At 55.2% G+C, this 24,070-nt stretch carries 22 protein-coding genes; 5 read left to right on the plus strand and 17 right to left on the minus strand.

Translation table 11 applies throughout. From position 1 onward, the window contains the following. Positions 1 to 7 precede the first annotated feature (7 nt). Positions 8 to 580 carry a division/outer membrane stress-associated lipid-binding lipoprotein gene (gene dolP / locus AAH450_RS13370; protein WP_342910665.1) on the plus strand — a complete coding sequence of 191 codons (573 nt, stop codon included), beginning with the start codon at positions 8 to 10 and terminating at the stop codon, positions 578 to 580. A 120-nt stretch (positions 581 to 700) separates the two neighbouring features. Here the strand turns inward: dolP and AAH450_RS13375 are convergent, their stop codons facing one another. From AAH450_RS13375 to pmbA, 12 genes are all read right to left on the minus strand, one after another. Next, positions 701 to 2,611, minus strand: a complete 1,911-nt coding sequence (locus AAH450_RS13375; protein WP_342910666.1) for a BglG family transcription antiterminator — start codon at positions 2,609 to 2,611, stop codon at positions 701 to 703. A 58-nt stretch (positions 2,612 to 2,669) separates the two neighbouring features. Continuing rightward, complete coding sequence (locus AAH450_RS13380; RefSeq protein ID WP_463322731.1) at positions 2,670 to 3,815, minus strand: lactonase family protein; 1,146 nt, start codon at positions 3,813 to 3,815, stop codon at positions 2,670 to 2,672. A 66-nt stretch (positions 3,816 to 3,881) separates the two neighbouring features. Then, on the minus strand, positions 3,882 to 4,622 hold the full coding sequence (dagF, locus tag AAH450_RS13385; RefSeq protein ID WP_342910667.1) for a 2-dehydro-3-deoxy-phosphogluconate aldolase: 741 nt from the start codon (positions 4,620 to 4,622) through the stop codon (positions 3,882 to 3,884). Next, positions 4,619 to 5,740 carry a DgaE family pyridoxal phosphate-dependent ammonia lyase gene (locus tag AAH450_RS13390; protein WP_342910668.1) on the minus strand — a complete coding sequence of 374 codons (1,122 nt, stop codon included), beginning with the start codon at positions 5,738 to 5,740 and terminating at the stop codon, positions 4,619 to 4,621. Before AAH450_RS13390 ends, dagF begins: the two co-directional genes overlap by 4 nt. Next, a complete protein-coding gene (locus tag AAH450_RS13395) occupies positions 5,724 to 6,857 on the minus strand; it encodes an amidohydrolase/deacetylase family metallohydrolase (protein WP_342910669.1) in 1,134 nt (377 codons plus the stop codon). The genes AAH450_RS13390 and AAH450_RS13395 overlap by 17 nt, the downstream gene beginning before the upstream one ends. 80 nt (positions 6,858 to 6,937) lie before the next feature. Next, entirely contained in the window at positions 6,938 to 7,582 is a 645-nt protein-coding gene (locus AAH450_RS13400; protein WP_318788584.1) for a DUF4310 family protein, read from the minus strand. A gap of 16 nt (positions 7,583 to 7,598) precedes the next feature. Next, positions 7,599 to 8,375 (minus strand): DUF4311 domain-containing protein, encoded by a 777-nt coding sequence (locus AAH450_RS13405; RefSeq protein ID WP_342910670.1) that lies wholly within the window; start codon positions 8,373 to 8,375, stop codon positions 7,599 to 7,601. A gap of 69 nt (positions 8,376 to 8,444) precedes the next feature. Beyond that, entirely contained in the window at positions 8,445 to 8,741 is a 297-nt protein-coding gene (locus AAH450_RS13410) for a DUF4312 family protein (RefSeq protein WP_342910671.1), read from the minus strand. A 3-nt stretch (positions 8,742 to 8,744) separates the two neighbouring features. Continuing rightward, positions 8,745 to 9,107, minus strand: a complete 363-nt coding sequence (locus tag AAH450_RS13415; RefSeq protein WP_318788581.1) for an SFCGS family glycine-rich protein — start codon at positions 9,105 to 9,107, stop codon at positions 8,745 to 8,747. Between the two features lie 57 nt (positions 9,108 to 9,164). Beyond that, the gene (locus AAH450_RS13420; protein ID WP_342910672.1) at positions 9,165 to 9,503 is read right to left on the minus strand and encodes a glycine dehydrogenase; all 339 of its coding nucleotides are present in this window, start codon (positions 9,501 to 9,503) and stop codon (positions 9,165 to 9,167) included. A 376-nt stretch (positions 9,504 to 9,879) separates the two neighbouring features. Beyond that, entirely contained in the window at positions 9,880 to 10,263 is a 384-nt protein-coding gene (cybC, locus tag AAH450_RS13425; protein ID WP_342910673.1) for a cytochrome b562, read from the minus strand. An 86-nt stretch (positions 10,264 to 10,349) separates the two neighbouring features. After that, positions 10,350 to 11,690, minus strand: a complete 1,341-nt coding sequence (gene pmbA / locus AAH450_RS13430; RefSeq protein ID WP_342910674.1) for a metalloprotease PmbA — start codon at positions 11,688 to 11,690, stop codon at positions 10,350 to 10,352. 164 nt (positions 11,691 to 11,854) lie between these two features. On the opposite strand from pmbA, the gene yjgA reads away from it, so the two are divergent. After that, positions 11,855 to 12,397, plus strand: coding sequence for a ribosome biogenesis factor YjgA (gene yjgA / locus AAH450_RS13435; RefSeq protein ID WP_306208340.1), 543 nt, complete (start codon positions 11,855 to 11,857; stop codon positions 12,395 to 12,397). A gap of 145 nt (positions 12,398 to 12,542) precedes the next feature. Here the strand turns inward: yjgA and mpl are convergent, their stop codons facing one another. Beyond that, positions 12,543 to 13,898: a UDP-N-acetylmuramate:L-alanyl-gamma-D-glutamyl-meso-diaminopimelate ligase gene (gene mpl, locus AAH450_RS13440; protein ID WP_342910675.1), complete on the minus strand. Its 1,356-nt coding sequence runs from the start codon at positions 13,896 to 13,898 to the stop codon at positions 12,543 to 12,545. Between the two features lie 168 nt (positions 13,899 to 14,066). On the opposite strand from mpl, the gene fbp reads away from it, so the two are divergent. Next, positions 14,067 to 15,065, plus strand: a complete 999-nt coding sequence (fbp, locus tag AAH450_RS13445; RefSeq protein WP_318788576.1) for a class 1 fructose-bisphosphatase — start codon at positions 14,067 to 14,069, stop codon at positions 15,063 to 15,065. A 62-nt stretch (positions 15,066 to 15,127) separates the two neighbouring features. On the opposite strand, the gene AAH450_RS13450 is transcribed toward fbp, so the two are convergent. After that, positions 15,128 to 16,690, minus strand: coding sequence for a methyl-accepting chemotaxis protein (locus AAH450_RS13450; protein ID WP_342910676.1), 1,563 nt, complete (start codon positions 16,688 to 16,690; stop codon positions 15,128 to 15,130). 260 nt (positions 16,691 to 16,950) lie between these two features. On the opposite strand from AAH450_RS13450, the gene AAH450_RS13455 reads away from it, so the two are divergent. After that, entirely contained in the window at positions 16,951 to 17,364 is a 414-nt protein-coding gene (locus AAH450_RS13455) for a lysozyme inhibitor LprI family protein (RefSeq protein ID WP_342910677.1), read from the plus strand. A gap of 137 nt (positions 17,365 to 17,501) precedes the next feature. Continuing rightward, the gene (ppa, locus tag AAH450_RS13460) at positions 17,502 to 18,032 is read left to right on the plus strand and encodes an inorganic diphosphatase (protein WP_318788573.1); all 531 of its coding nucleotides are present in this window, start codon (positions 17,502 to 17,504) and stop codon (positions 18,030 to 18,032) included. 48 nt (positions 18,033 to 18,080) lie between these two features. Here the strand turns inward: ppa and AAH450_RS13465 are convergent, their stop codons facing one another. From AAH450_RS13465 to tamA, 3 genes are read right to left on the minus strand one after another with little or no spacing between them, the layout of a single operon-like run. Next, positions 18,081 to 18,446 carry a gamma-glutamylcyclotransferase family protein gene (locus AAH450_RS13465; RefSeq protein WP_342910678.1) on the minus strand — a complete coding sequence of 122 codons (366 nt, stop codon included), beginning with the start codon at positions 18,444 to 18,446 and terminating at the stop codon, positions 18,081 to 18,083. A gap of 2 nt (positions 18,447 to 18,448) precedes the next feature. After that, positions 18,449 to 22,222 (minus strand): autotransporter assembly complex protein TamB, encoded by a 3,774-nt coding sequence (gene tamB / locus AAH450_RS13470; protein WP_342910679.1) that lies wholly within the window; start codon positions 22,220 to 22,222, stop codon positions 18,449 to 18,451. Next, positions 22,219 to 23,934 (minus strand): autotransporter assembly complex protein TamA, encoded by a 1,716-nt coding sequence (gene tamA / locus AAH450_RS13475; RefSeq protein ID WP_342910833.1) that lies wholly within the window; start codon positions 23,932 to 23,934, stop codon positions 22,219 to 22,221. Before tamA ends, tamB begins: the two co-directional genes overlap by 4 nt. Positions 23,935 to 24,070 lie beyond the last annotated feature (136 nt).

The raw sequence follows: 24,070 nt of genomic DNA on the forward strand, positions 1-24,070 counted from the left end.
AGCTTAAATGAAGGCATTATCTGCAATGGCCGTGGTGCTGACCGCACTGATGTTACAGGGCTGCGTGGCAGCGGTAATCGGCAGTGCTGCGGTAGCGACCAAATCCGCCACTGACCCCCGCACCGTTGGCACCCAGGTGGATGACAGCACCTTAGAACTGCGCGTCAGCAATGCGCTCTCCAAAGATCAACAAATCAAAACGGATGCCCACATCGTTGCTACTGCCTACCAGGGCAAAGTGTTGCTGACGGGTCAGGCACCTTCTGCGGATATCGCCAACCGTGCGAAACAGATCGCCGTAGGCGTGGACGGAGCAACCGAGGTATATAACGAAATTCGCACCGGTGATAAAGCGACGTTCGGTACAGCCTCTTCAGATACCTGGATCACCACCAAAGTCCGTTCACAGCTGCTCTCCAGCGACCAGGTGAAATCGTCCAACGTGAAGGTCACTACCGAAAATGGCGAAGTGTTCCTGCTGGGTCTGGTGACCGAGGCTGAAGCGAAAGCGGCGGCAGATACGGCCAGCCGGGTCAGCGGCGTGAAGCACGTGACCACGGCCTTTACTATTCTGAAGTAACGCTGCACCGCCCTTCCAGGTCGGAGTGGAGAGAAGACTTAACGTCCCGCTCCCCCGGCCTGAACAGCAGCGCAGATAACGCTGGCACGCCGATACCTGATGTTTTTCAGCGGCGGAGACTTAAAGCCTGCTCAGACAATCCATCGCCACCGCCTTGAAGCTGGCGAAATCTCCGCTGTCACGCAGCCTTGTCATCGCCCTTTCACGCATAAACGTCACAAAGAGATCGTAGATAGCCATCGCCTCTTCATATTCCGTTTTGCTGATGGCCAGCAGGAAAATGACGTAAGCGGTCTCATCACCCCAGGCAATGCCCTGGGGAGCCAGCACGGTATAGACCACCGTTTTCTTCGCCAACAGCCCCAGCGAGTGCGGTAAAGCAATGCCCTCGCCCAGCATGGTGCTGACAATCGCCTCTCGTTCTTCAACGGAAGGCCAGAAATCGCTCTCCACCACACCCTCCTGCTCAAGCTGCTGGCACAGCGTCTGGAACAGGGTGGCCTGCGTCACAGGCTGGTCGATAATGCAGAAATGCGACGCGTCGAAGTACTTTTCCAGCATATAGGGACGGGTACGGTCTACCAGCACCAGCTTGCCGATCTGCTCAAGCTGATACTCTGTCGGGAAGGGTGACATCATCACCACCGGTTTGTCTTTCTCGCTCAGGCGCGCCGTGGAGATGACAAAATCCTCCTCAATGGTGCTTTTCTGCTCATATTCACGCAGCGAGATAATGTTGCTGAGAACGATCTGCGGATATTTGCGGGTCAGCATGGCCTGAATCATTCGTACCGTAGAGTTGCCGGTATCACAGACCAGCAGGATCTGCGGATGGCGCTGATAGCCCACGTTGTAGTGCCTCTCCAGCCCGACGCCGATATGCAACACCAGAAAACCGATCTCATTTTCGCTGATCACGTAAGGGGTATATTTTCCCCAGCTGGAAACGGCCGCCAGGGTAACGTCATAAGCCATCGGATAGTGCTGTTTGATGTTGTTCAGCAGCGGGTTGGGAATGTTGATCTGATAGCGGACGCGGGTGATCATCGTTTTAATATGCGTAAGCAAATCCGCACGCAGCTGGGGATCGTTTTGCAGATTGAAGTTGTAGTGGTTGTTGATGTAACTGAGGATATAGTCCACCAGCGTCTCGCCGTCATCGGGGCTGATGGCGCTTGGCGCAATCTCTTCCACCCGCCGTGCCGCAATGTTGACACGCAGATAGGCCTCTTCCGCAGGCGAAATTGCCTTGCCGGTAATGGGCCGCATCAGATTGATGATATGGCGGGCGGCGTCGCGCACGTCCTCATCCACATCCTCTGCGCTGAAGTCCGACAGCGGATAGCCTTCGCTGATACGTCTGACCGCTACGGCGCAATAGAGGCGCAGATAGAACTCGCTGTCGTCCGTCATGCGGATATGGAAGCGGCTGAAGCACTGATGCAGCAGCGGCTGAAGCGTACCCAGCATGCCGCTGTTCAATGCCTCCAGGTTTAGCAGCGGATCTTCACTGTCCTCCTGGGCAATCTGATAAAGCAGATCCGTCAGGCAGGTGCGCATCGCCACTTCGCTGCCAAACAGCTTCATGCCGTAACGGGGCTTGGTTTCAATCGCCAGCTGATAGCGTCCCAGCCACTCTCTTACTTCAGCCATATCGCTCTGCAACGTGGCCCGGCTGACAAACCACTCGTCGGCCAGCTCCTCCAGCTTCAGAGAAAAGGCTGAAGTAAGAAATCGGGTTAACAGATAGTGTACGCGCGCGGCAGAAGTCCGGGGCACCCGAAGATGGGAAGGCGACTGCTGTTGCAGCAGGCGGTAGCGATCGGCATCCTCAATTTTTAGCTGATAGCCTTCACCGCGTGACAAAACAAAACGTACGCCATGATCGGCCAGCAGCTCGTTCAGGGTAGTGATGTCCGTCCGGACGGTACGCGTAGAAACAGCAAAGCGTCGCGCCAGCTCGTCCTGGGGCAACGTCTCGTTTTGTAACAGATCAAAAAGCTGAGCAAGGCGTTGATTAGGGAATCTCACAAATTTTCCTGTCGTCAGGGAAGCCTGAAGCGGCCGGAAAGTGCCGGCCACAACCGCATTAAGGTGTTAAAACTAACTGCGAAGGGGCGCCCACCGCGGTGTAATCATTGCTGAACGTCAGGGCACCGCTGGCAGCATCTACCTGGAAACGGGTGATGTTATCGCTGCGCTGATTCATGGCATACAGGGTCTTACCATCTGGTGACAGCGTCAGGGTACGCGTGTAGTCGCCGCGCGTCCACACGTCATCTTTATGACTCAGCGTGCCGTTCGCTTCAATAGCAAAATGGCCAATACTGTTGTGCAAGCGATTGGCAACATAGAGGTTTTTTCCGGCACTGTCGATCGCCAGACCGGCAGCAAAACTGGTGCCTTTATAGCCCGCAGGCAGTGCAGACACGGTTGCGGCTTCAGTCAGCGTTCCGGTTTTGCGGTTCAGCAGATAGCGGGTCAGCGTGGAGGCCTCTTCGTTGATCAAATAGATCGATTTGCCGTCGGGATGGAAGACAAAATGCCGTGGCCCGGCGCCTTCTGAAGAGGCGGAAATCCATGCCGGGGTATTAGCCTGTAATTTGCCGTCACTGCTTAGTCGGTACTGATAAAGCCGATCCAGCCCCAGATCCGTTGAGAAAACAAATTTACCGCTGGGATCGCTGGCGATCATATGCGCATGGGGGCCATTGTGATCGCTGATGGCAAAGCTGCCCTCCACTGCCGCGACAGGCTTGTCGGCACCCGCCGGGCCATGATCCTGCTGCGAATCACTCGCCTCTGCAAGACCACCGTCCGCCCTGACCGGAAGCACCGCTTTACTGCCGCTGACATAATTCGCCACCAGCAGATATTTCTCGTCTGGCGTCAGAGAGAGATACACCGGCCCCGCCCCCTGCGAGCTGACCTGATTAAGCTTGCTCAGGCTGCCATCCGCCGCAATGGCATAGGCGACCACGACTCCCTTCTCGCTCTCGCTGGCGACATAAAGGGTTTTACCCTTCGCATCGATGGTGAGCTGAGCCGGATTGGGCAGATTGCTGACCAGCGTTTTACCGCTGAGCGCGCCGCTCGCGGCATCGACCTGAAAACGATAGACGCCTTCGCCGTTGGGATTATAGCTCCCGACATAGGCAAATTGCGCCTGGGCAACCAGGGGAACCGTCGCCATTAACGCGACAGACACGGCAGAGATCAAAGACCAGTTACGCATGGTGTTCCTCGCAAGAGAAGTTCAGGGGAGAAGGATAACGGCGGGCAGAGCGCCCGCCGGGTTAGCTTAACCTACCAGCTTTTTGGTCATCGCCAGCAGGGTGCTGACGTCGGCTGGCCTTGTGTTGCCGCTCTCTTTATCAATTATGGAGCTGTAGATATGCGGGATGATTTTCGGCACGCCCGCCTCAAGCGCGATCTGTAGGATCGCTTCATAGTTTTCCAGATCGATGCCGCCGGTGGGTTCCAGCCAGAAATCCTGTTCTGCGCACGCTTTTGCCACGGCTTTGAACTCATCAATGGATTTCAGTCCACCCATCGGGAAATATTTTACCGAGCTTGCCCCCATATCCTTCAGCATGGCGATGGCGGTTTCAACCGGCACAATCGCATCCGCAGCTTGAGAACTCAGCGGCCCGGTAGAGATTTTCACCTGACCCACGCTGCCGGTTGGGGAGATCAACGCATTCACTACGGTCTGGCTCTGGCCCAGCAGTGCACGGCTGGTTGCCGCACCGGTGAAGACCTGATTCACATGCTGCGGCTGGATTTCAGCTGAAATCGCGCTGACCATCGCAGACTGGTTAGGATCGCCAGCGCCCAGGCCGACAGAGAGCGCATTATCGATCAGAGCGGCGTATTCACGCATATCCACGACGGCGCTCTCCACGCTGTGGTAGTTTTTCGACAGCACGCCCACCAGCACATGGCCTTCAGCCGCTTCCCAGATCTCGCGGGCATTCTCTTTGGAACCGGCCAGGACGTTCAGACACACGCGATCCTGATAAAAGTTAGGGGTCAGCGTCATGCGTTTTTTTCTCCTGCTAACAATGACTTGATGCAAACATAAATCGTATCCAGCTGCGCAGGGGAAACGCTGCGTACGTCCACCTCAACGATGCCTTCATTGGCTTTATAGCCGCGGAAATAGATGGCGATGTCACCGGTTTTCAGCGCCTCTACCATTTCGCCAGTGGTGTGGCCAATTACCGCTTCATCAAAATGGATTTCAGTGCGGGCGATGTCGCGTCCTGCTGCATCCCATACCACGCGGGAGGTAATGCCCGGAAGAGTATTCAGGCTGTTGATAAACGGCGTCATTTTTTCCACCATCTGTGCGCCAGAGATTTTCTCCTGCACCAGATAGTTTTCAATCGCCTGGGTCAGCCCCAGAATTCCCTCTTTACCTACCTTCATCGCCCGGCCAATACCCATCGACTGGCGCTTCACCCATTCAACCGGCTGTTTACGCCCCATCACCAGCCCGCTGGATGGCCCTTCAATGGCTTTGGCTCCGCTGTAAATCACTAAATCGGCGCCGTATTGGTAGTAGCACTGTAGATCTTCTTCTGCGGCGGCATCCACAATCAGCGGCACGCCATGCTTGCGGGCAACAACCGCAGCCTGTTCAACGCTGAGGTGGCTCTTCTGCACGCAGTGGTGGGATTTGATATAGAGAATGGCTGCTGTCTGTGGTGTAACCGCAGCAGAGAGCTGATCCGCTGAGCATTCGTTAGCATAACCTGCCTCTACCAGACGACCGCCGCCCAGCGCCACCATGGTGCCCACGGGTGCGCCATAGTTAACGTTATGCCCCTTTGGCACCACGATATCGTGAGGGACGATCAGCGGCGCGGCGTGCAAATTTTCCAGCAGCCACTCATCGTCCTTAACGATCACCGCCGCCACGGATTGCGCAATCCCGGCTGAAGCGCAGGAGACCACCACGGCAGCTTCCGCGCCCAGCAAATTTGCGATCCAGGCGCCGGTCTTGTTGACCAGATCCTTCATTTCGAAATAGTGATTCAGGCCATAATTAACCGTTTCAACCACGTCGGCACCAGGCGTGGAAACGCCCAGCATAGTCATGCGGCCAGAGGCGTTAATAACCTGCTTCAGGCCATATTTTTCATAAATCGAAGACATGATGCTTTTTCCCTTCATCGGTAATGAACCAGTGTCCCGCCACGATGGCGGCCAGCGGCACCAGCTGTTTCTCACCCGCAACGGACTGCCCTTCGGAGTCGGTAAACAGGCAGGTTTCCTCTTTGAGGTCAAAAATAGTCAGGTCAGCGTCCATGCCAGGCTCCAGCCGACCTTTGCTGTGCAGTCGCAGCCCTTCTGCCGCCTTGTGCGTCACGCACGCGATAATTTGTGGCAGGGTCATGCCGACGTTGAAGAATTTAGACATCACATGCGCAAGGGTATAAACCGGGCCATTCAGCCGGTTGCGGCAGTAGATATCGGAACTGATGCTGTGCGGCAGAATACCCTGGGCAATCGCCACGCGAGCCACCTCAAAGCTGAAGCTGGCGCTGCCATGCCCCACATCCAGGCGAACGCCGCGCTGAATGGCCCGGCTCACGGAAGCACGAAGCTCTCCGGCAGGGGTCAGAATGCGGTTGGGCTTGCCGTTGTAACAGTGGGTGATAATGTCGCCACGGGTCAGCAGATCGGCTATTTCATCCAGATCCGGCGGGTTGTTGCCGATATGCACCATCAGCGGTAAATCGCCGTTCTCATGCTGGATCTCTTTCGCGCGGATCAGCGGGTTGATGCCGTTCGCTCCCACCACGCTGCTGCTCATGCGGGCCTTGATGCCGATGATAAAACCAGGCAGACGCTGCACCGCATCGCGCACGCCAACCTTGTCTATCTGCTTCATATCGGCCAGCTCGTTCTGCGTTACGATGCCGGTACGGGCAATGTTCAGCAGTGCATAAACCTGAGTGCTGGCGTTGCGGGTCAGCTGATAAAATTCGTCGATGTCATCGGCGCCGGTACTGCCTGCATCCACCACGGTGGTGACGCCGGTAGCTACGCCGATCTTGTCCGCTTCATCATGATAAATAGGGGACTTTGGATAGCAGTGGACGTGGGAATCGATCCAGCCAGCGCTCAGCCAGTAACGCCCCGCCAGATCACACTCCTGGACAGCGCTGCCGGATACCTCACCCAGTACAGCAATTTTACCCTGCTGCACGGCAATATCGGTCAGGCTGCCATCGGGCAGTCGCGCACCACGGATAATAAGGTCAAACATGGCAAACTCCTTCTTTCACCGGATGCTCTGGCACCCGTCAAAGCGGCCTGCCCAACACTTCGGGCAAGCCGCCGTCACTTCTAGAGAGCAACCGGGAAGAAAGCTCCCAGCAGCATGGCGCCCAGGATGGCGCCACCGGTAATCGGCTTGTTCCAGAGATAGAACAGCAGCGCACCAATCAGCGATCCTAAGCCAATCGGAATTGATGCGGTCATCGCAGAGAGGATGATCAGCGGCCCCAGGAAGCGGCCGGAGGAGTTACCCGCCCCCATCATGACGTCCGCACCGTAGGTGGAGTCGCTGTTATTGATGGTGAACTTACGCGCCAGGATAATCAGATAGCCGATGGCCAGCCCAATCACCAGGCCGGTGACCAGCGAAGCGGCAAAGTTGGCAACCGGATAAACAATGCCCGCCCCCAACAGCAGCGCAGGAACGCCAAGGCCCACGCCCGTCTGGATGGCGCCACCGATATCCAAAATCCCTACCAGCGAACCCTCGATGATACGGGCAAACAGGAAGCTGGCACCAAATGCCGCTACTGCGCCGTAGACGCCAGTTTCCATCCCCGCACGCAGCATCGACACAAAGGCCACTTCGTTAAAGGCACCCAGGCCATAGGTGTAATACATGTGCGTACCGGCAAAAACCCCTGCTGAGAGCAGCCCGACAAAAATCGGGAAAGACCAGTCGGCATACCAGAAACCGCTTTTTGACTCTTCCATTATCACTGTCCTCGTCTTATTTGCCGCTCAGGGAGTTGTGGATCATCTCCAGCCACCCTGGCACGCCAAGCTGGAAGGATTGCAGCATTTTCATATCAAAGCCGCGGAAGAACCCGCTCAGCACGAACAGCAGGACAATCGCCACCATCATGATTTTGGTCACTTTGTTCCAGCCGCTCTCTTCCACGCCTTTACCGATCAGGATGCCCAGTACCAGACCCGGTACGGCGTTACCCATGATAAGCTGCGCGAGACCGCCGAAGATGGTTGCCCAGAAGCCCGACTTTTTGCCTGCGTCGATAGCTGCCAGCCAGAAAATCACCGGCATCACCGTATTCACCAGCAGGTTTGCCGCGGGCACCAGCACTTTAACGGCGGTGACCTGTAGCGCTGCCGGAACGGCGGAAGCCGTCGAGTTAAGGAAAGCCACGACGATCATGCCGATGATGCCGCAGGCAACCGCCATTTTTTTCGGATCGTGCAGGGTTTCCGCCAGGTTGCGGTTTTTCACCATCAGTGCCGCCGCGCCCCAGTGTGGGATAATGCGGTGGTCAACGTCCTGGGTGAAGGAACCGGCGGCCACAGAGGAAGCCCAGGCGTTAAAGAAGAAGCCCAGGCCAAAGGAGAAGTGAGAGGCGGGATCGCCTTCACAGGAGTTGAGTTCACCCAGTGTACGAAACGCACCCATCCCCTGCGTTGTGGGTGCGTGAAACATGCGCGCTGCACCAGCGCCCACGCCCACACCCACAAGACCGCCGATGATGAGCGACTTAAAGAGAATAATTAAAAACATCAGTCTTTCCTTTCAGGCTTGCGCCAACGTTTTTAAGTCATGGTTATTGCTGCCCTTACAGGCAGTGCTTTATTGCGTAATGAAATTGACTTTGTCAGTGTCAATCACCGTTACGTTGACGGTAATATCCAGCTCTACGCTGTAATTCCGTCGCTCTCTTGCCAGAAAGAAGAACAGGAACTTCTCCTTTCTGACGCTCTCCCGGGCGTGAACCACGACGACATCCTGGGGTTCAATCCGCAGCAGAACTTTGTTGGTCGCTTTAAGGACCCTGTTTTGTACCCGGCTCAGCGCGTCGGCAAAGGCTCTCTCTTTACTGTCACCCTTGCCGCTGACGTTCACCGTGGTGGTGAAGTGTTCCTTCATCAGTTAGCTACCGTGCTTCTTGTTCCACGCCTGCACCAGACGCTCGCCTAACTCTTCTTTATCCATAAAACCGAAGCCCAGCACCGTGGCGCCTTCATTGATGGCGGTCACGCCTTCGTCAACAGAGCGCATACCGTGTTTCGCTTTGTAGCCATATTTATTCTGCGCCGTGATGGCACCTGCGCCGCCGCTGCCGCAGAAAGAGATCCCGAACGAAGCATTCTCAGCTTTCATCACGTCGCCCAGCTTCATATCTGCCGCCACGCCCGGTACAACCACCGCTTTGCCGCCAGCTTTCTCAACGCCCGCAGCCACTTTCTGCCCTTTCCCTAAACGATCGCCGATAACTACGATGACTTGTGACATGTTCTGATCCTTAATTAATTGAATTTGTCTGTTTTTACTCAGGGAGGAGGCCCGTGGTTAGTCGTTCTCTTTTGCCACTTCAAAGTGAACAGAGAGCAGCCAGGCTTCTTCTTTCGGCAGGTTGCCGAACAGATCCACCACCTGCTGCGCCAGCGCCATCGACTCAGGGGAGATATCCTCAAACAGCTCCTCCTCCACTTCCGGCAGCGGTTCGCCGGTCAGGGAGCGCAGCGCCATCGCCTTAACATGCGAGGCGAGCATCTGCTGCTGCACCGCATTGGGGACGATCGCTTTTGCGGCAAACAGGTCAGCAATCTGCGCCATTACTCTGTCTGCCAGCGTCTGAATCGCCTGCTCACTTTCATCCCTATTTACGGATACCGCTCCATTATTCACACTGCGCTCCTCGTATTTCGCTTCGGTCGTGCCAAAACGGTGTTTTTTCGCGTTGAAAATAAATTAGCCCCAGCGGGGAAAAGTGTATAGACCGACTTTTTCCACTTCGAAGTGGAAATAGAACCACCGGGTGTGGGCCAGGCCACAAAATGGTTATTTCATGCAGAAAGAAGATAAAAACGAGAGATAAGTCACGTTATTCCGGCCAGCCGTAATAATTTCACGCAGCAGGAAAGAAAAGAGGCACCAAGGAAGGTCAGAGCAGGTGAATAAGATAGGTAAAACTTATAATAGTGGGAGTAGCAGGAAAAGAAGGGAAGTTCAGCAAGTAAATGGGCCTGGCCAGGCCCGGAAAGCGGTTAACAGCCCGAAGATGTTAGCGGAATTTCTTATGATTCTCGTTACGCGTGTCGGCAAATTTCTCCGCTTCTTTTTTTGCGCCAGCCAGATCGCCAGCATTTGCCAGCTTCATGCTCGTATCAATCTGACTTATCAACTTATCCAGCCCTGCATGAAAATCTTTTATCTGGGCACTGTCAGCAGGCTGGCCTTTTAACTTATCTGGCGTTTGCGTTTTGGCATCTTCTGCCGCGCCGCGCATATCGGTCAGGGCTTTTTTAAATTCGGAAGGATCCTCCGTTTTAGTGACGGTACGTAAGCCACCCTTGAGAATATCCATATCCTCTTCCAGGTCGGCCAGCGCCGGAACGCTGGAGAACAACAAAGAAGCCGTCAACAAAGTCAGTAATGTTCTACGCATGGCGCAATTCCTTATTTTTATGTGAAAAGCACGACAAAAAGGGGTGACCTGTGGCCACCCCATTATAATACGCATAAATGACGGAATTACTGCCCGGCTATTTTCATTTCTGGCAGCAGCACCGAGCCGCACTGGATATTACTGCGTAGCTCAATATCGCTGCCGACAGTAACCATATTGCGCCACATATCTTTCAGATTACCGGCGATGGTTATTTCACTGACGGGATACTGGATCTCGCCATTCTCCACCCAGAAACCGGCCGCACCGCGGGAATAGTCGCCGGTGATGCCGCTGACGCCTTGCCCCATCAGCTCAGTGACCACCAGACCGGTGCCCATCTTTTTCAGCAGCTGCTCAAAGCTGTCGCCCTGACCGGCAATGCGCCAGTTATGGATACCACCTGCATGCCCGGTGCTTTGCAGCCCCAGCTTGCGTGCAGAGTAGCTGGTCAGCAGCCAGGTTTGCAGCACGCCATCTTTTATAATATCGCGCTGTTGAGTGCGCACCCCTTCGCTGTCGAACGGCGTGGAGGCAAGCCCTTTCAGCAGGTGCGGCTGCTCCTGAATGGTGAGCCACTCAGGCAGGATCTGCTTGCCCAGTGAATCGAGCAGGAAAGTGGATTTACGGTAGACGCTGCCGCCGCTGATGGCCCCCACCAGATGACCAAACAACCCTGTCGCCACTTCCGCAGCAAAGATGACCGGCGCTTTCATGGTGGAAAGCTTGCGCGGTGACAGGCGTGACAATGTGCGGCGCGCGCACTCTTCGCCAACCCATTCAGGCGACTGCAAATCCTCAATAGCGCGGCCAATGGTGTAGGCATAATCGCGCTCCATATCGCCATCGGCTTCCGCAATCACGCTGCTGGAGATGGAGTGGCGGCTGGAAGAGTAGCCCTGGATCATGCCGTGGCTGTTACCAAACACTTTCATCCCGATGTGGCTGTTGAAGCTGCCCCCTTCGGTGTTAGTAATGCGTTTGTCCGCCTTCAGCGCCGCCTGCTCTGCGCGAGCGGCCATCTCAATAGCACGATCGGGATCGAGATCCGTCGGGTGATAGAGATCCAGATCCGGGGCATCAAAGGCCAGCAGTTCACGATCGGCCACGCCAGCATAAGGATCGGGCGAGGTAAACTTCGCGATATCAATCGCCGCCTGCACGGTGCGTTTGATCGCTTCCGGGCTGAGATCGGTAGAGGAGGCGCTGCCTTTGCGGTTTTGATGATAAACAGTGATGCCGAGTGCGCCATCGCTGTTGAATTCTACGTTTTCCACTTCACCAAAACGGGTGCTGACGCTGATACCGGTGGTTTTGGTCACGGCAACTTCCGCCCCATCGGTGCTGACTTTTGCCAGTTCGAGTGCTGTCGCTACCGCCTGTTCGAGGGTTTTACGCTGTTCTGCAACTTGGGAGAGTAATTTCATTGACCTACCATATAATTGATTAGGGCTTCTCTGGCCACAGTGAAAACGCCAGATTTCCAGATTCATTCGGGATTAGGGTTCATTTGAGTCTAACAGACTCAGAGAACAATTTCGCAGTAGCCTAAGTTTCCTGATAGCATTAGCCTCTTTTTTAGGAACCTCCCATGACTAAACAGCCCGACGACTGGCTTGATGATGTACCCGATAATCAAGAAGAAGAAGATGAAGAGATTATCTGGGTCAGTAAAAGTGAAATAAAACGTGACGCCGAGGAGCTAAAGCGCCTGGGTGGAGAACTGGTTGAGTTAAGCAAGAACTCGCTGGACAAGATCCCGCTGGATGAAGATCTGCGTGCCGCTATTGAGCTGGCGCAGAAGATCAAGAAAGAGGGCCGCCGCCGCCAGATGCAGCTGATTGGTAAAATGCTGCGTTCACGCGACGAAGAGCCGATCCGCCTGGCGCTGGACAAGCTGAAGAACCGTCACAACCAGCAGGTTGCGCTGTTCCACAAGCTTGAAGTGCTGCGTGACCGTCTGGTTGCGGAAGGGGATGATGCCGTGCCGGACGTGCTGGCACTCTATCCGGATGCGGACCGCCAGCAGCTGCGTGCGATGATCCGTAATGCACAGAAAGAGAAAGCCGCCAACAAGCCACCTAAAGCCTACCGGCAAATCTTCCAGTACCTGCGCGATCTGGCTGAGGCCTGATCCTGAACGGGCGGAATAACCCCGCCTTCAGGCCAGCTGCCCAGCCGCTGCGAGGGTTAAGCTTCTTAGCGCCGCGGCTCTTCCTCCCCCTACGGCTATCACGAGGGGGCGAATTTCTCCGCCCTCTTCACTGGATCCGCCGCGCTTACTTCGCCAGTCTTTCCAGCAGCTTCTGATGGATGCCGCCAAACCCGCCGTTGCTCATCACCAGAATGGTGTCACCCGACTGCGCCGTTTTGGCAATCATCTCTACCAGCGTATCCACATCCGCACTCCAGTGAGCAGGCTGCACGCATGCCTCGGCTACCTCTGATACCTGCCACGGAATATGGTGCGGCTGGAACAGGAACACTTCATCGGCTCTGGCCAGCGCGGGAGCCAGATCGTCCTTGCTGATCCCCATTTTCATGGTGTTTGAGCGCGGTTCCAGCACGGCGAGAATGCGCGCCGTACCGCCCACTTTGCTGCGCAGCGCCGTCATGGTTGCCAGAATAGCGGTGGGATGATGGGCAAAATCGTCATAGACCTTGATGCCATTCGCTTCACCACGCAGCTCAAGACGGCGACGGGCATTGATAAAGTCGTTCAGTGCCAGGCCAGCATCTTCCGGTTTAATGCCCACGTGACGCGCGGCGGCAATCGCCATCATGCCGTTATGCATGTTGTGCTCGCCCACCAGCGCCCAGTTCACTTCCGCCACGCGTTCACCCTCCAGCCAGACTTCCCAGCGAGAAGCATCCGGCGTCAGCTTTTTCGCCTGCCAGTGACCAGACTCACCCACACTCTCCTGCTCGCTCCAGCAGCCCATTGAGATCACCTGTTTGATGTTGACGTCATGCTCAGGCAGCAGGATCTTACCCTGTCCCGGCACGATGCGGATCAGATGATGGAACTGACGCTGAATGGCCCGCAGGTCGTCGAATATATCCGCGTGATCAAACTCAAGATTGTTGAGGATCAGCGTACGCGGGCAGTAATGCACGAATTTAGACCTCTTATCAAAGAAGGCGCAGTCATACTCGTCCGCTTCGATGACGAAGAATGGGCTTTTTCCTAAAGTTGCTGAAACATCAAAGTTTCCTGGTACGCCACCAATAACAAAGCCGGGTTCGAGGCCGCACGCCTGTAAAATCCATGCCGCCATCCCCGCCGTGGTGGTTTTTCCATGGGTTCCGGCCACGGCAATGACCCAGCGGTCACGCAGCACGAAATCATGCAGCCACTGAGGGCCAGAGAGGTAAGGAATGTTACGTTCTAACACCGCTTCCACGCAGGCATTTCCGCGCGTCATGGCATTGCCAATGATCACCAGATCCGGGGCCGGATCAAGCTGGGAAGGGTCGTATCCCTGAATTAAATCAATGCCTTGCTTTTCAAGCAGCGTGCTCATTGGCGGATAAACGTTGGCGTCTGAACCGGTCACCTCATGGCCGAGCGCGCGGGCCAGCATGGCCAGGCCGCCCATAAAAGTGCCACAGATACCGAGGATGTGAATACGCATAATAGATCCGTTAACTGGAAAGTCCGGCGCACAGTGTAGCGTCCCCGCAGCGAGGAAGAAACGGATTTGCCCTATGTTCTTTAGCGTTCAATCGGCTAAACTGCGTACGCATACGTTGGCAGTTTGTAAAGCAGGCTGCTGTTCAACCGCAGATTCAGGGATAGTGTTATGAAAACGTTAGGCGAATTCATCGTCGAGAAGCAACACGACTTTCCTCACGCCACTGGTGAGCTGACCGCGCTGATTTCAGCCATTAAGCTGGGCGCGAAAATCATTCACCGTGACATTAACAAAGCTGGCCTGGTGGACATCCTGGGCGCCAGCGGTGTCGAAAATATTCAGGGCGAACAACAGATGAAGCTCGATCTGTTTGCCAATGAAAAACTCAAAGCGGCCCTGAAAGCGCGCGGAATTGTTGCCGGTATCGCCTCTGAAGAAGAAGATGAGATTGTGATCTTCGAAGGGGTGGAGAACGGCAAATACGTGGTGCTGATGGATCCACTGGATGGCTCGTCAAATATTGACGTTAACGTCTCTGTTGGCACCATCTTCTCTATCTATCGCCGTATTACCCCGGCAGGCACGCCAGTCACTGAGGAAGATTTCCTTCAGCCTGGCAACCAGCAGGTTGCTGCCGGCTATGTGGTTTACGGTTCCTCAACCATGCTGGTTTACACCACTGGCTGCGGCGTTCACGCCTTTACTTACGATCCGTCACTGGGTGTATTCTGCCTCAGCGCGGAAAAAATGGAGTTCCCTGAAAAGGGTTATACCTACTCTATTAACGAAGGAAACTACATCCGTTTCCCTCAGGGCGTGAAAAAGTATCTGAAGTTCTGTCAGGAAGAAGATCAGCCTACCCACCGTCCCTATACCTCGCGGTATATTGGCTCGCTGGTGGCGGACTTCCACCGCAATCTGCTGAAAGGCGGGATCTACCTCTACCCAAGCACCGCCAGCCACCCGCAAGGCAAGCTGCGCCTGCTGTATGAGTGCAACCCAATGGCTTTCCTGGCCGAGCAGGCTGGCGGTAAAGCCAGCGACGGTAAAAACCGTATTCTTGATTTAACGCCAGAAACGCTGCACCAGCGTTCACCGTTCTTTGTGGGTAATACCGACATGGTGAATGACCAGGAGCGCTTCCTGCGTGAATTCCCGGACGCGTAACGCCTCCAGGTAATCATAGTGAAAAGGGCGGCCTCAGGGTCGCCCTTTTTTTAAGCCGGTTTTCAGGCCGGCGTAACCCTGAATACCGCCATTGACTGCACAAGTTGCTGGGACTGCTCTTCAAGAGAGTGTGTGGCCGCCGCGGCCTGCTCAACCAGCGCGGCATTTTGCTGCGCCACCTCATCCATCTGCGTAACGGCCTGATTCACCTGTTCAATTCCCCGGCTCTGCTCCTGAGAAGCGCTGGAGATCTCTTTCATCAGCGTGGTCACCCGCATCACCTCGGTAGCGATTTCATCCATGGTCTCTCCGGCACGGGTCGCCATTTGCGATCCTTCGTTTACTCTGCTCTGAGATTCGCTGATTAATTCACGGATCTCTTTCGCCGCTGTGGCGCTGCGCTGCGCCAGCGTACGAACTTCGCTGGCAACAACCGCAAAGCCCCTGCCCTGTTCCCCGGCACGTGCCGCTTCCACAGAGGCGTTCAGCGCCAGGATATTGGTCTGGAAGGCAATACCATCAATCACGCCCAGAATGTCGCCGATGCGCCTGGAGCTGCTGGAAATTTCCCGCATTTTCTCCATTACGTAGCTGACAACCTCACTGCCTTTATCGGCACTGTCGGAGACAGATCTCGCCAGCTGATGAGCCTGGCTGGCGTTTTCCGCATTCAGTTTCACGGTAGCAGTCAGCTGCTCCATGCTGGCCGCAGTTTGCTCCAGCGAGGCGGCAGACTCTTCCGTGCGCTGGGAAAGGTTAAGGTTGCCTGAAGAGAGTTCCCGGCTGCCGATATCAATTTGCAGGCTGGCATCCCGCACACGGCTGACCGACTGTTGCAGTGAAGCCTGCATTTCAGCCAGAGCAGTGTTAAGCCTGCCCAGCTCGTTGCTGCCGCCTTCTGGTAACAGCTGCGTCAAATCGCCAGCCGCCACAAATTCCAGATGCTCAATGGCGGAATCCAGCGGCTTAAGCAGGATCGCCTGCAATAACAGCCAGGAGACAGAGAGCAGGATAATCGTCAGGATGCCGCAGAAAACGATCAGGAAAGTCAGGATCCGCTGGTTTTTGGCGGTTTCTGCCAGCTGGGAATCGGAAACCTGGTTGGCATAAATATTAAAATCTTCCGCCGCTTTGCTGAAAGCAGCGTTTAGCGGCGTCAGTTTTTCTTCCAGAAGCGTGTAATAGCCATCGGTATTTTGCTGCCGCAGGGAGAGCATCATCGGCTTAATGCCCTGATCAAGATAATTGCCGTAGCTGGCTACAATGGCATCCGCCAGCTTCTTACCCGTTGCGGTGACTGTGCCCGCCTCCACAAACTTTTTTAATTCCTGTTGCGAAGTATTAAGGTATTTTTCGGCTCTCTCTGTCGCGCTGCTCGCGTCATCGATCATGCCGATTTCCATTTTCCTTACCGCCAGCGCGGCCGTGGTTCGTGCCCGGAGCAGGCCATTATTGGCAAGAAAAAGGCTGTTTAACTCGATCCCCTGAATGCGGTTAACGATGTCCAGCGAACGATTTCCTTTATTGATGGCACTGATACCCATCACGCTGACGCTCAGCAGCATCAACGTCATCAACGCTAACAACACTAATAACCCGTTTCTGATTGAGATTTTTTTAAGCATGATGTTGTGTAATCCTCACTAAAGTTGTTAATCCATGAACGCCAAAAGCGGTGAGATTATCGGCAACGCCTTCCGCAACCTTTAGCAAAATTGAAGGGAAAAGGCGCGGAGGTCATATGAGATTGATATGGATCAATTTTGCCATTTACTGTGATGGGATGAGCTTCAACAGCCCATAAGAGAGATCGGGCAAAGAGAGTTAACATCACGATAAAACCGGTTTGGATTGCTATTTTCTCAACATCAATAAGAGAATTTTTATGAAAAAAATTGCCCTGGCCCTCACGGCTCTGCTGTTTATGCTTAACGCTCAGGCCGCCACCAATCCGATTGATACCGCGCAACAGAGTTGCCTGAACGGAGCCACCACCACCCTGGCGATGCAGCGCTGCTTTGCTGAGGCAAATACCGCCTGGGACAAAGAGATGAATCAGCAGTACGCCAGACTTATCGCCAGCCTGAGTGCAGAGCAAAAAACTAAATTAAGGGATGCTCAGCGTGCCTGGCTCAAATACCGTGACAGCTGGAGGGAAGCCGTTAAAGCAAAGCTGATTGACAGCGGTACTCAGGCCTCGTTACAGGCCGGTGCTCAGCAGGTGGCACTGGTTAAAAACCAGGCGTTAGCGCTGAAATCTCTGGCGCAAAGCTGCGGCAATCCGGAAGAGTGCCATTAAGCTGTTTCAGCCGTTTATCCCAGGCCGCTGCCAGCCCAGTACTGGAGCATTCCGAAAGGGCAAAAAGGGGGGATACTTTCAGTTGCAGTTGGCTATAATGAGCGTCACTTGATTATGAATGTATAAAGGAATTAACCATGAGTTTGAACCTGGTTCCAGCGGGCAAAGATATGCCAGAAGACATCTATGTTGTTATCGAGATCCCGGCTAATGCCGATCCGATCAAATATGAAGTCGACAAAGATTCCGGCACCCTGTTCGTTGACCGCTTTATGTCTACCGCGATGTTCTATCCGTGCAACTACGGTTACATCAACCACACCTTGTCTTTAGACGGTGACCCGGTAGACGTGCTGGTCCCAACCCCATACCCGTTACAGGCAGGCTCGGTAATTCGTTGCCGTCCGGTTGGCGTGCTGAAAATGACCGACGAGTCTGGCGAAGATGCCAAACTGGTTGCCGTCCCGCACACCAAACTCACTAAAGAGTACGATCACATCAAAGATGTGAACGACCTGCCAGAGCTGCTGCGTGCGCAGATCACTCACTTCTTCGAGCAGTATAAAGCGCTGGAAAAAGGCAAATGGGTGAAAGTGGAAGGCTGGGACAACGCTGAAGCGGCTAAAGCTGAAATTGTTGCCTCTTTCGAACGCGCTGCGAAAAAATAATTTTTCGTGTCGTGATAAAAAAACACCGCTCAGTGAGCGGTGTTTTTTTTATGACTTCTCTCCGGCGGGATCGACCTCATCGCGCCGCAGCCAGTCGCCGCTGACAATCTGTTTTTTCCCGGCAACCGAGCGCTGATAAACGTAGAGCCAGGCGCTGCCATAAGGCGTTTGCATCAGCTGACGTTTATACTCCCCACCTTTGGTTCTGAGCGCATCCAGCTCACCCAGCGTGGAAGCATCAATGCGGTAAACCTCGCAATAAACCCGCCCTTTTCCCGCCACTACGCCGGGATAAAGACCCAAACTGTAAAGCTCATAGCCGTCGATCTGGTGATCGCCCAGCCACTGCCCGTTGGTCATCCAGTGACTGTTGCCTTGCTTACGCCTTAAGCTGCCATAGACAATTATTCGCATTGCTAGAACTCAAACTGATAGAGCAAATCCAGGGCCTGGTCGAGACCAGACACCGCTTCCAAATAGAGCTTGGGCATCAGGCGATAACGTAAGGTTAACGTCGCCAGTGAATCAAATATGCCAACACCGTATTTTACCTGTAGACCCGGCAGAACATAGCCACTGACCTGGACCTGCTGGCTGTCACCGACGCCAGCCGTGTCCAGGGCCAGATTACTCACCCCGAAGGTCTCCCCGATTTTACCCACAACCTGCCCACTTTGTGCAAGTCCCAATCCCACTAAAGCTGAGGTTACTGCACTGCTGTCGCTGCCGGAAGCGTCCAGACCCTGTCCGCGAAGCAGATAGGACAAGGCTTCCTGCTGTGACATCGCCGGGTCGGCAAAGACTTCTGCTTTGGGTTCATCGGCCAGTCCTGTCACTCTGACGCCTGCGGTTACATCATCTTCGGTCGCTTCAGGATTACGAATCGCCTCAATATTAAGGTATGGCTGGTCCGGCGGGCCGGCAAATTGCAGCTCCCCTTTGCGCACGATCAAGTCCTGTCCATAGGCATGGAAACGGCCAGATGGAATATTGATCTGCCCGTTAAGGCCCAGGCCACGTTTATCCTGCACCATTTTCAGATCGCCATTCAGTTTGGCTTTCAGGCCAAAGGCGCTGAGCCGCACGTCATCACCGACATGGATAACCAGATTGCTGTTGATCGGGATCGCGGTGGACTTCGGTGCAACAGGCTTGAGGTCTTTATCCAGCAGCACTTCATCAGAAGAGACTCCCACGGCGCTCTCCGGCACTTCCTGCACGGTAATTCGCGCCCAGGGAATATCCACGCGACCGTCCAGGTTGAACAGCTGCGGCGTGGCTTCAAACACCAGATCCGGTGAAACGTCCATGCGCACCATTGGCGGCACCGTTACGCGGATTTTGTCGCCCTTCGCCGCTATGCGTGCGCGCCATGCGTCCAGCACGCTCCAGTCCGCTCCGCCACGCAGGGAGAGCTGACCTCTGGAAGTCTGCACCAGCCCTTCCAGCGTGGAACTCATACCGTTGAAGACCATATTCAGGTTGGCGGCGGTGAGGTCAACCGGCATAAAGCTGCCCTCGACGTCCACATCCTTCAGGCCGAGCTGGCCGAATACCTGTGGCTTTTGCAGAGAACCGCCGAGCCGCAGTCTGGAATTCACCATCCCGGCTACCTTCTCGCCCTTCATCAGTGCCGGATTAAGCAGCGCCAGCGACAGGTTGGCGATATTCACGTTACCCGACAGCGCGCGCCGGCCCTCAGGATCGGCAATCTGCACGTTGCCATCCAGCTGGCCGTTATTAGCAATCTTGATCAGCCAGTCGAGCTGGGCGCGACCGTTACGCAGCGCCGCATTGAGGTTCAGCGTGTCAAACGCAACCGGCAGCGTATTGCCATCCACATCCTGCTCCACTTTCACGCCGTTACCCTTCAGCGATACGCGGCCCTGCGGCAGTCCCCCGTCAGCCGTCCAGCTTACGTCAGCATCGCCCGTAAAGATGCCGCTGAGCTGAGTGCCCTCGCCGAGGAACGGCTTTACCATCGCCAGATCAAAACGGTTAAGCGCTACTTTTGCGTGCCCGGAAGGCCCGGCCTCTATGGTTTGCGGCACGCACAGCTCCGCGTTCGGGTTTTGCCAGCAGTGCGGCCCGATAGTGACGGTCTGCTTGCTGTTGAGGTAATCCAGCGCGATGGCGCGGGTTAAGCGCCATTCCCCTACCGGGGTGTCGAAACGCGTATTGTTGAGGGAACCTTTCCAGCGCTGAGTAGCGCGATCGAAGCTGCCATTCAGAGCCAGCTGGCCGGAAACCGGTTCGCCAGTTACGTTCAGCTTCAGCTGATGCTGCTTTTCACTGCCGCTGGCATCCAGCGTAATTTTTGAGATAGCCAGAGCATCCTGATGCAGTTGATCCACCTCAAGACCCAGCTTGCCCTGAATCTGCTCACCGGAACTGACATCCCCTTTCAGCACCACGCGGGCGATAGTGAGCGCCTGCCAGCGCAGGCCGGATGCGGTCAGGTCGGCGAGTAGCTGAGGTGTTTTCAGGTCGCCACGGGCTTTGATAGTCCCTTTCGCTACGCCGCCAAGGCCTGGCAGCGCGTTATCCAGATGCTGCGCATCGATGTTGGCATCCAGATTGAGCTTGTCGCCCAGCGATCCTTTAAGATCGATATTATTGCGCCCCAGCACCAGCTTCAGGCCCGGAATATCCCACTGGTTATAGCTGTTGCCATACAGCGAGCCGTCTGCGGTGACAGCATTCTGCTTAACGTTGCCGCGCAGCTTCAGCTCCGGTACGCGCATCTGCCAGCTTCCGCCGTACAGGCTGCCGCGCGTGGTAATTTTGCCTTCCAGCTTCGCAGGCCAGTCCGGATATTGCTTCGCGGTATTGATGCCGGAAAGCGTCAGCTCGCTGCGCCAGCTGATCGCTTTGCTCCAGTCCACCAGCGCGGTGAGATCGGTATTCCCTTCCAGCGCCGCCAGACGCAGCTTATCCAGCGCGAACTGTTCAACGTTGCCTTTGCCATCCAGCGTCAGGGTTGCAGGCGGAATGCCCTGTCCTTTCAGCGCGGTTTTCAGCGACATCACATAATCTGTCGCTTTGCCTTTAAAGCTGAAGTTAAGGTTGTCTGCCTGATACTGCGTTTCGCCAGTCAGCGGCCAGCGCAGCTGTGGGCTTTGCACGGTCATCGACAGCGGCAACCCCACCTCAGCCAGCCGGGTAGTGGCGTCCATTTGTACCCGTACCGGGCCAGAGAGATTCAGCGCAAGGTTGAGCTGCTCACGCAGACCGCCTTCCGCCGTCATTTTAATCTTCTCGCCTTTGATTGGATCGACGTTGAGCGCGCTGTAAAGCGTGAAGTTCACCGGCCAGTTTCCGGCAAGCGTGGCCTGCCCCTGAGCATTCAGCTGCCCCTGTGGCGAGTCCACATCCAGCGTTTCCAGATGCAGCAATCTCTCCTGCGTTTTAGCTTTCAGCAGCAGTCGGTTCACGGTGATATCTGTGTCGCCGGTAATGCGCAGCTGCTCGCCAAGGAGCTGCTGAACATCCACATCCAGCGGCATTTTGAAGTCCGGCAGGTCAGGCAGCAAAGGTTTGGCGAACATCGCTTTTAAGGTTTCCCCCAGCGGCTGTTCATCCGGCTTCGGCTGCTGCACTTTTGGCTGAACCACCTGTTCATCAGCTACCTTCGCGGCTTTGGGCAGAGCGATCAGCAGGCCCTGAATATGCGTGGGATTCAGCGTCAGCGCCCGTCCCTGCCAGCTGAGTCCTGAGGTAAAATCGGCCAGCGAGATTGCCGTATCATCTACTTTTATGTTGATGTTATGCAGCGCCAGCTGACGCAGAGTGATGGGATAAGGAGTACTTAAATCGCCGGAGGAAGGCTCCTCCTCTTCTGGCGCAGGCGCAGCGGGAGCCATTTTTTTACTCTCCACCACCACATTCACATCTTTCAGCGCCAGGTCATTCACGCAGAAGGCGCTATTTTTCAGACAGCCTAACTGGAGAGCAAGATGGAACTCCCCCGCGTTGACGGTGATGCCCGGCATCTCATACTGCACGCCTTTCAGCGTGAGATTACGCCAGCCGCCCTCCACCTGTTTGATCGCCAGGCCAGGCACCCAGCGTGAGGCGCCGTTCAGCACGAGATGCAGACCGGTCGTGGTTCCAATTAAAAATGCGATGCCGCCCAGCAGCAACAGCAGGAAAATCAGGATGCCAATCAGGACCTTTTTCCAGCGACTCATAGTTCAGGCCCCAATCCGATGTAAAACTGTATATCCCGATCTTCATCATCCCCAACCGGTCGGGCAATATCGAGCTTAATTGGCCCTACCGGCGACTGCCAGCGTACACCGAAGCCTGCGCCGGTTTTCCAGTTACTCTGCTTGATATCATTCACCGCTTCACCGGAGTCGACAAAGACCGCTCCCCACCATTTTCCCGTTACGTTGTACTGGTACTCCAGCGAGCCGGTAGCCAGTTTAGAGGCACCGGTCAGCTTACCGTCCTCATCTCGCGGCGAAATACCTTTGTATTTATAGCCGCGAATACTGCGGTCGCCCCCCGCAAAGAAGCGCAAATCGGGCGGGACTTTTTCGAAGTCATTGGTTTCAATCCAGCCGAGATTGCCGCGCGCCACAAAGCGGTGCTTATCGGCCAGCGTCCGAATCCAGACGTTCTGGGCCTGCACCACGGCGAAGTCGATATCCGACCCCCAGGTGGTATCAGAGACATCAAGAGAGTAGCGTTGCGAATCCCCCCACGTCGGCATTAATCCCCCTCTGGAGCGGGTACGGTTTATGCTTACGCCTGGGTAAAGCAGCATCGTGGTGTTGGTGACATTACCCTGGGTAAAGTGATCAAGACTCCAGCGCAGGTTAATGGCGCGTTGCCAGCCCGAGGAAGATTCCCAGTAGCGGGAGGCTGCCAGCGTGGAGGAGTCCGCTTTGGTGTCATTAAGGTCGGTCCTTTTCAGGCCTCCCTGTAGCAGGTAATACTGCTCAATGGGGTTTTTCAGCAGCGGGATTTTATAGCTGAAATCGAGCTGCTGCTCCGGTGCCGAGACATTGGCACTGGTAGTAAGGCTGTGTCCGTAGCTGTTAACCCAGGGCTTTTTCCAGGTTGCTTTGACCCGTGGCCCCACGTCCGTTGAGTAGCCCACGCCGGTCTCAATGGTATTTTCCGTACGCGGGCTGACCACGCCGTGTAATGGCAGGATTTTATTTTTACGGGATTTATCAAACTCAGGCGCCACCACCACAGAGTTAAACCAGCCGGTTGCAGACAAACGGCGGTTCAGCTCGGCTAAATCGCGCGAGCTGTAATAATCCCCTTTTTTAAAGGGCACCAGATTTTGCAGGTACTCTTCGCGGATTTGCGAGCCTTCAAAGCTGACGTCGCCAAAGCGATAGCGTTGCCCGCTGTCGTAATCGATGTCCCAGAAGGCTTCCCGACGCTCTACAGAGACGCCAAGCTGGCTTTTAGCATAGTCACCATCAAAGTACCCTTTGCGCAGCGCCATGTTGCTCAGGGAGCTTTTAAAGCCGTCATAATCACTGTGGTTCAGAACGCCGCCGATCTTACCTCTGCCGCTTTTCACCAGCGCCTGGTAATCTTTATCTTCACGCGCTTCGCCACGAATGATCACCGTTTCACCCGCCAGCTTCACCGGCTCGCCCGGCGTCACTTTAGCAATCAGCACCGGCCTTTTACCGCCCGCAGGCGGAGGCTGAAGGTCAAACTCAATGGTAGGCTCATAATAACCCAGTGCTTTAAGGCCCTCTTTAACGGCATTGCTGACGCGCGCGCGGAAACGGCCATCCGCCGAAATCTCATCACTTGAAATGGTGGAGAGCCGCGCACGGACGTTTTTTTGTAAATCCCCGGTTAACCCTGTCACCTGTAGTCGCACGGTGGCCGCTTCAGCAAAAGGTGCAGCAGCTAAAAGACCTAACATGCAATAGACATGAATTCGTGGCACGCTCACTCCTGATTATGTTGCCGGCCCTGATTCCAGCTGGGCACAACGTCTTCTTAATTTTATTTACTGGCTTTGGATCCTCTAAGCATGGCAACTTTTTGCCGCTTATCGA

Source organism: Erwinia magellanica (assembly GCF_039023495.1).
GTDB lineage: Bacteria > Pseudomonadota > Gammaproteobacteria > Enterobacterales > Enterobacteriaceae > Erwinia.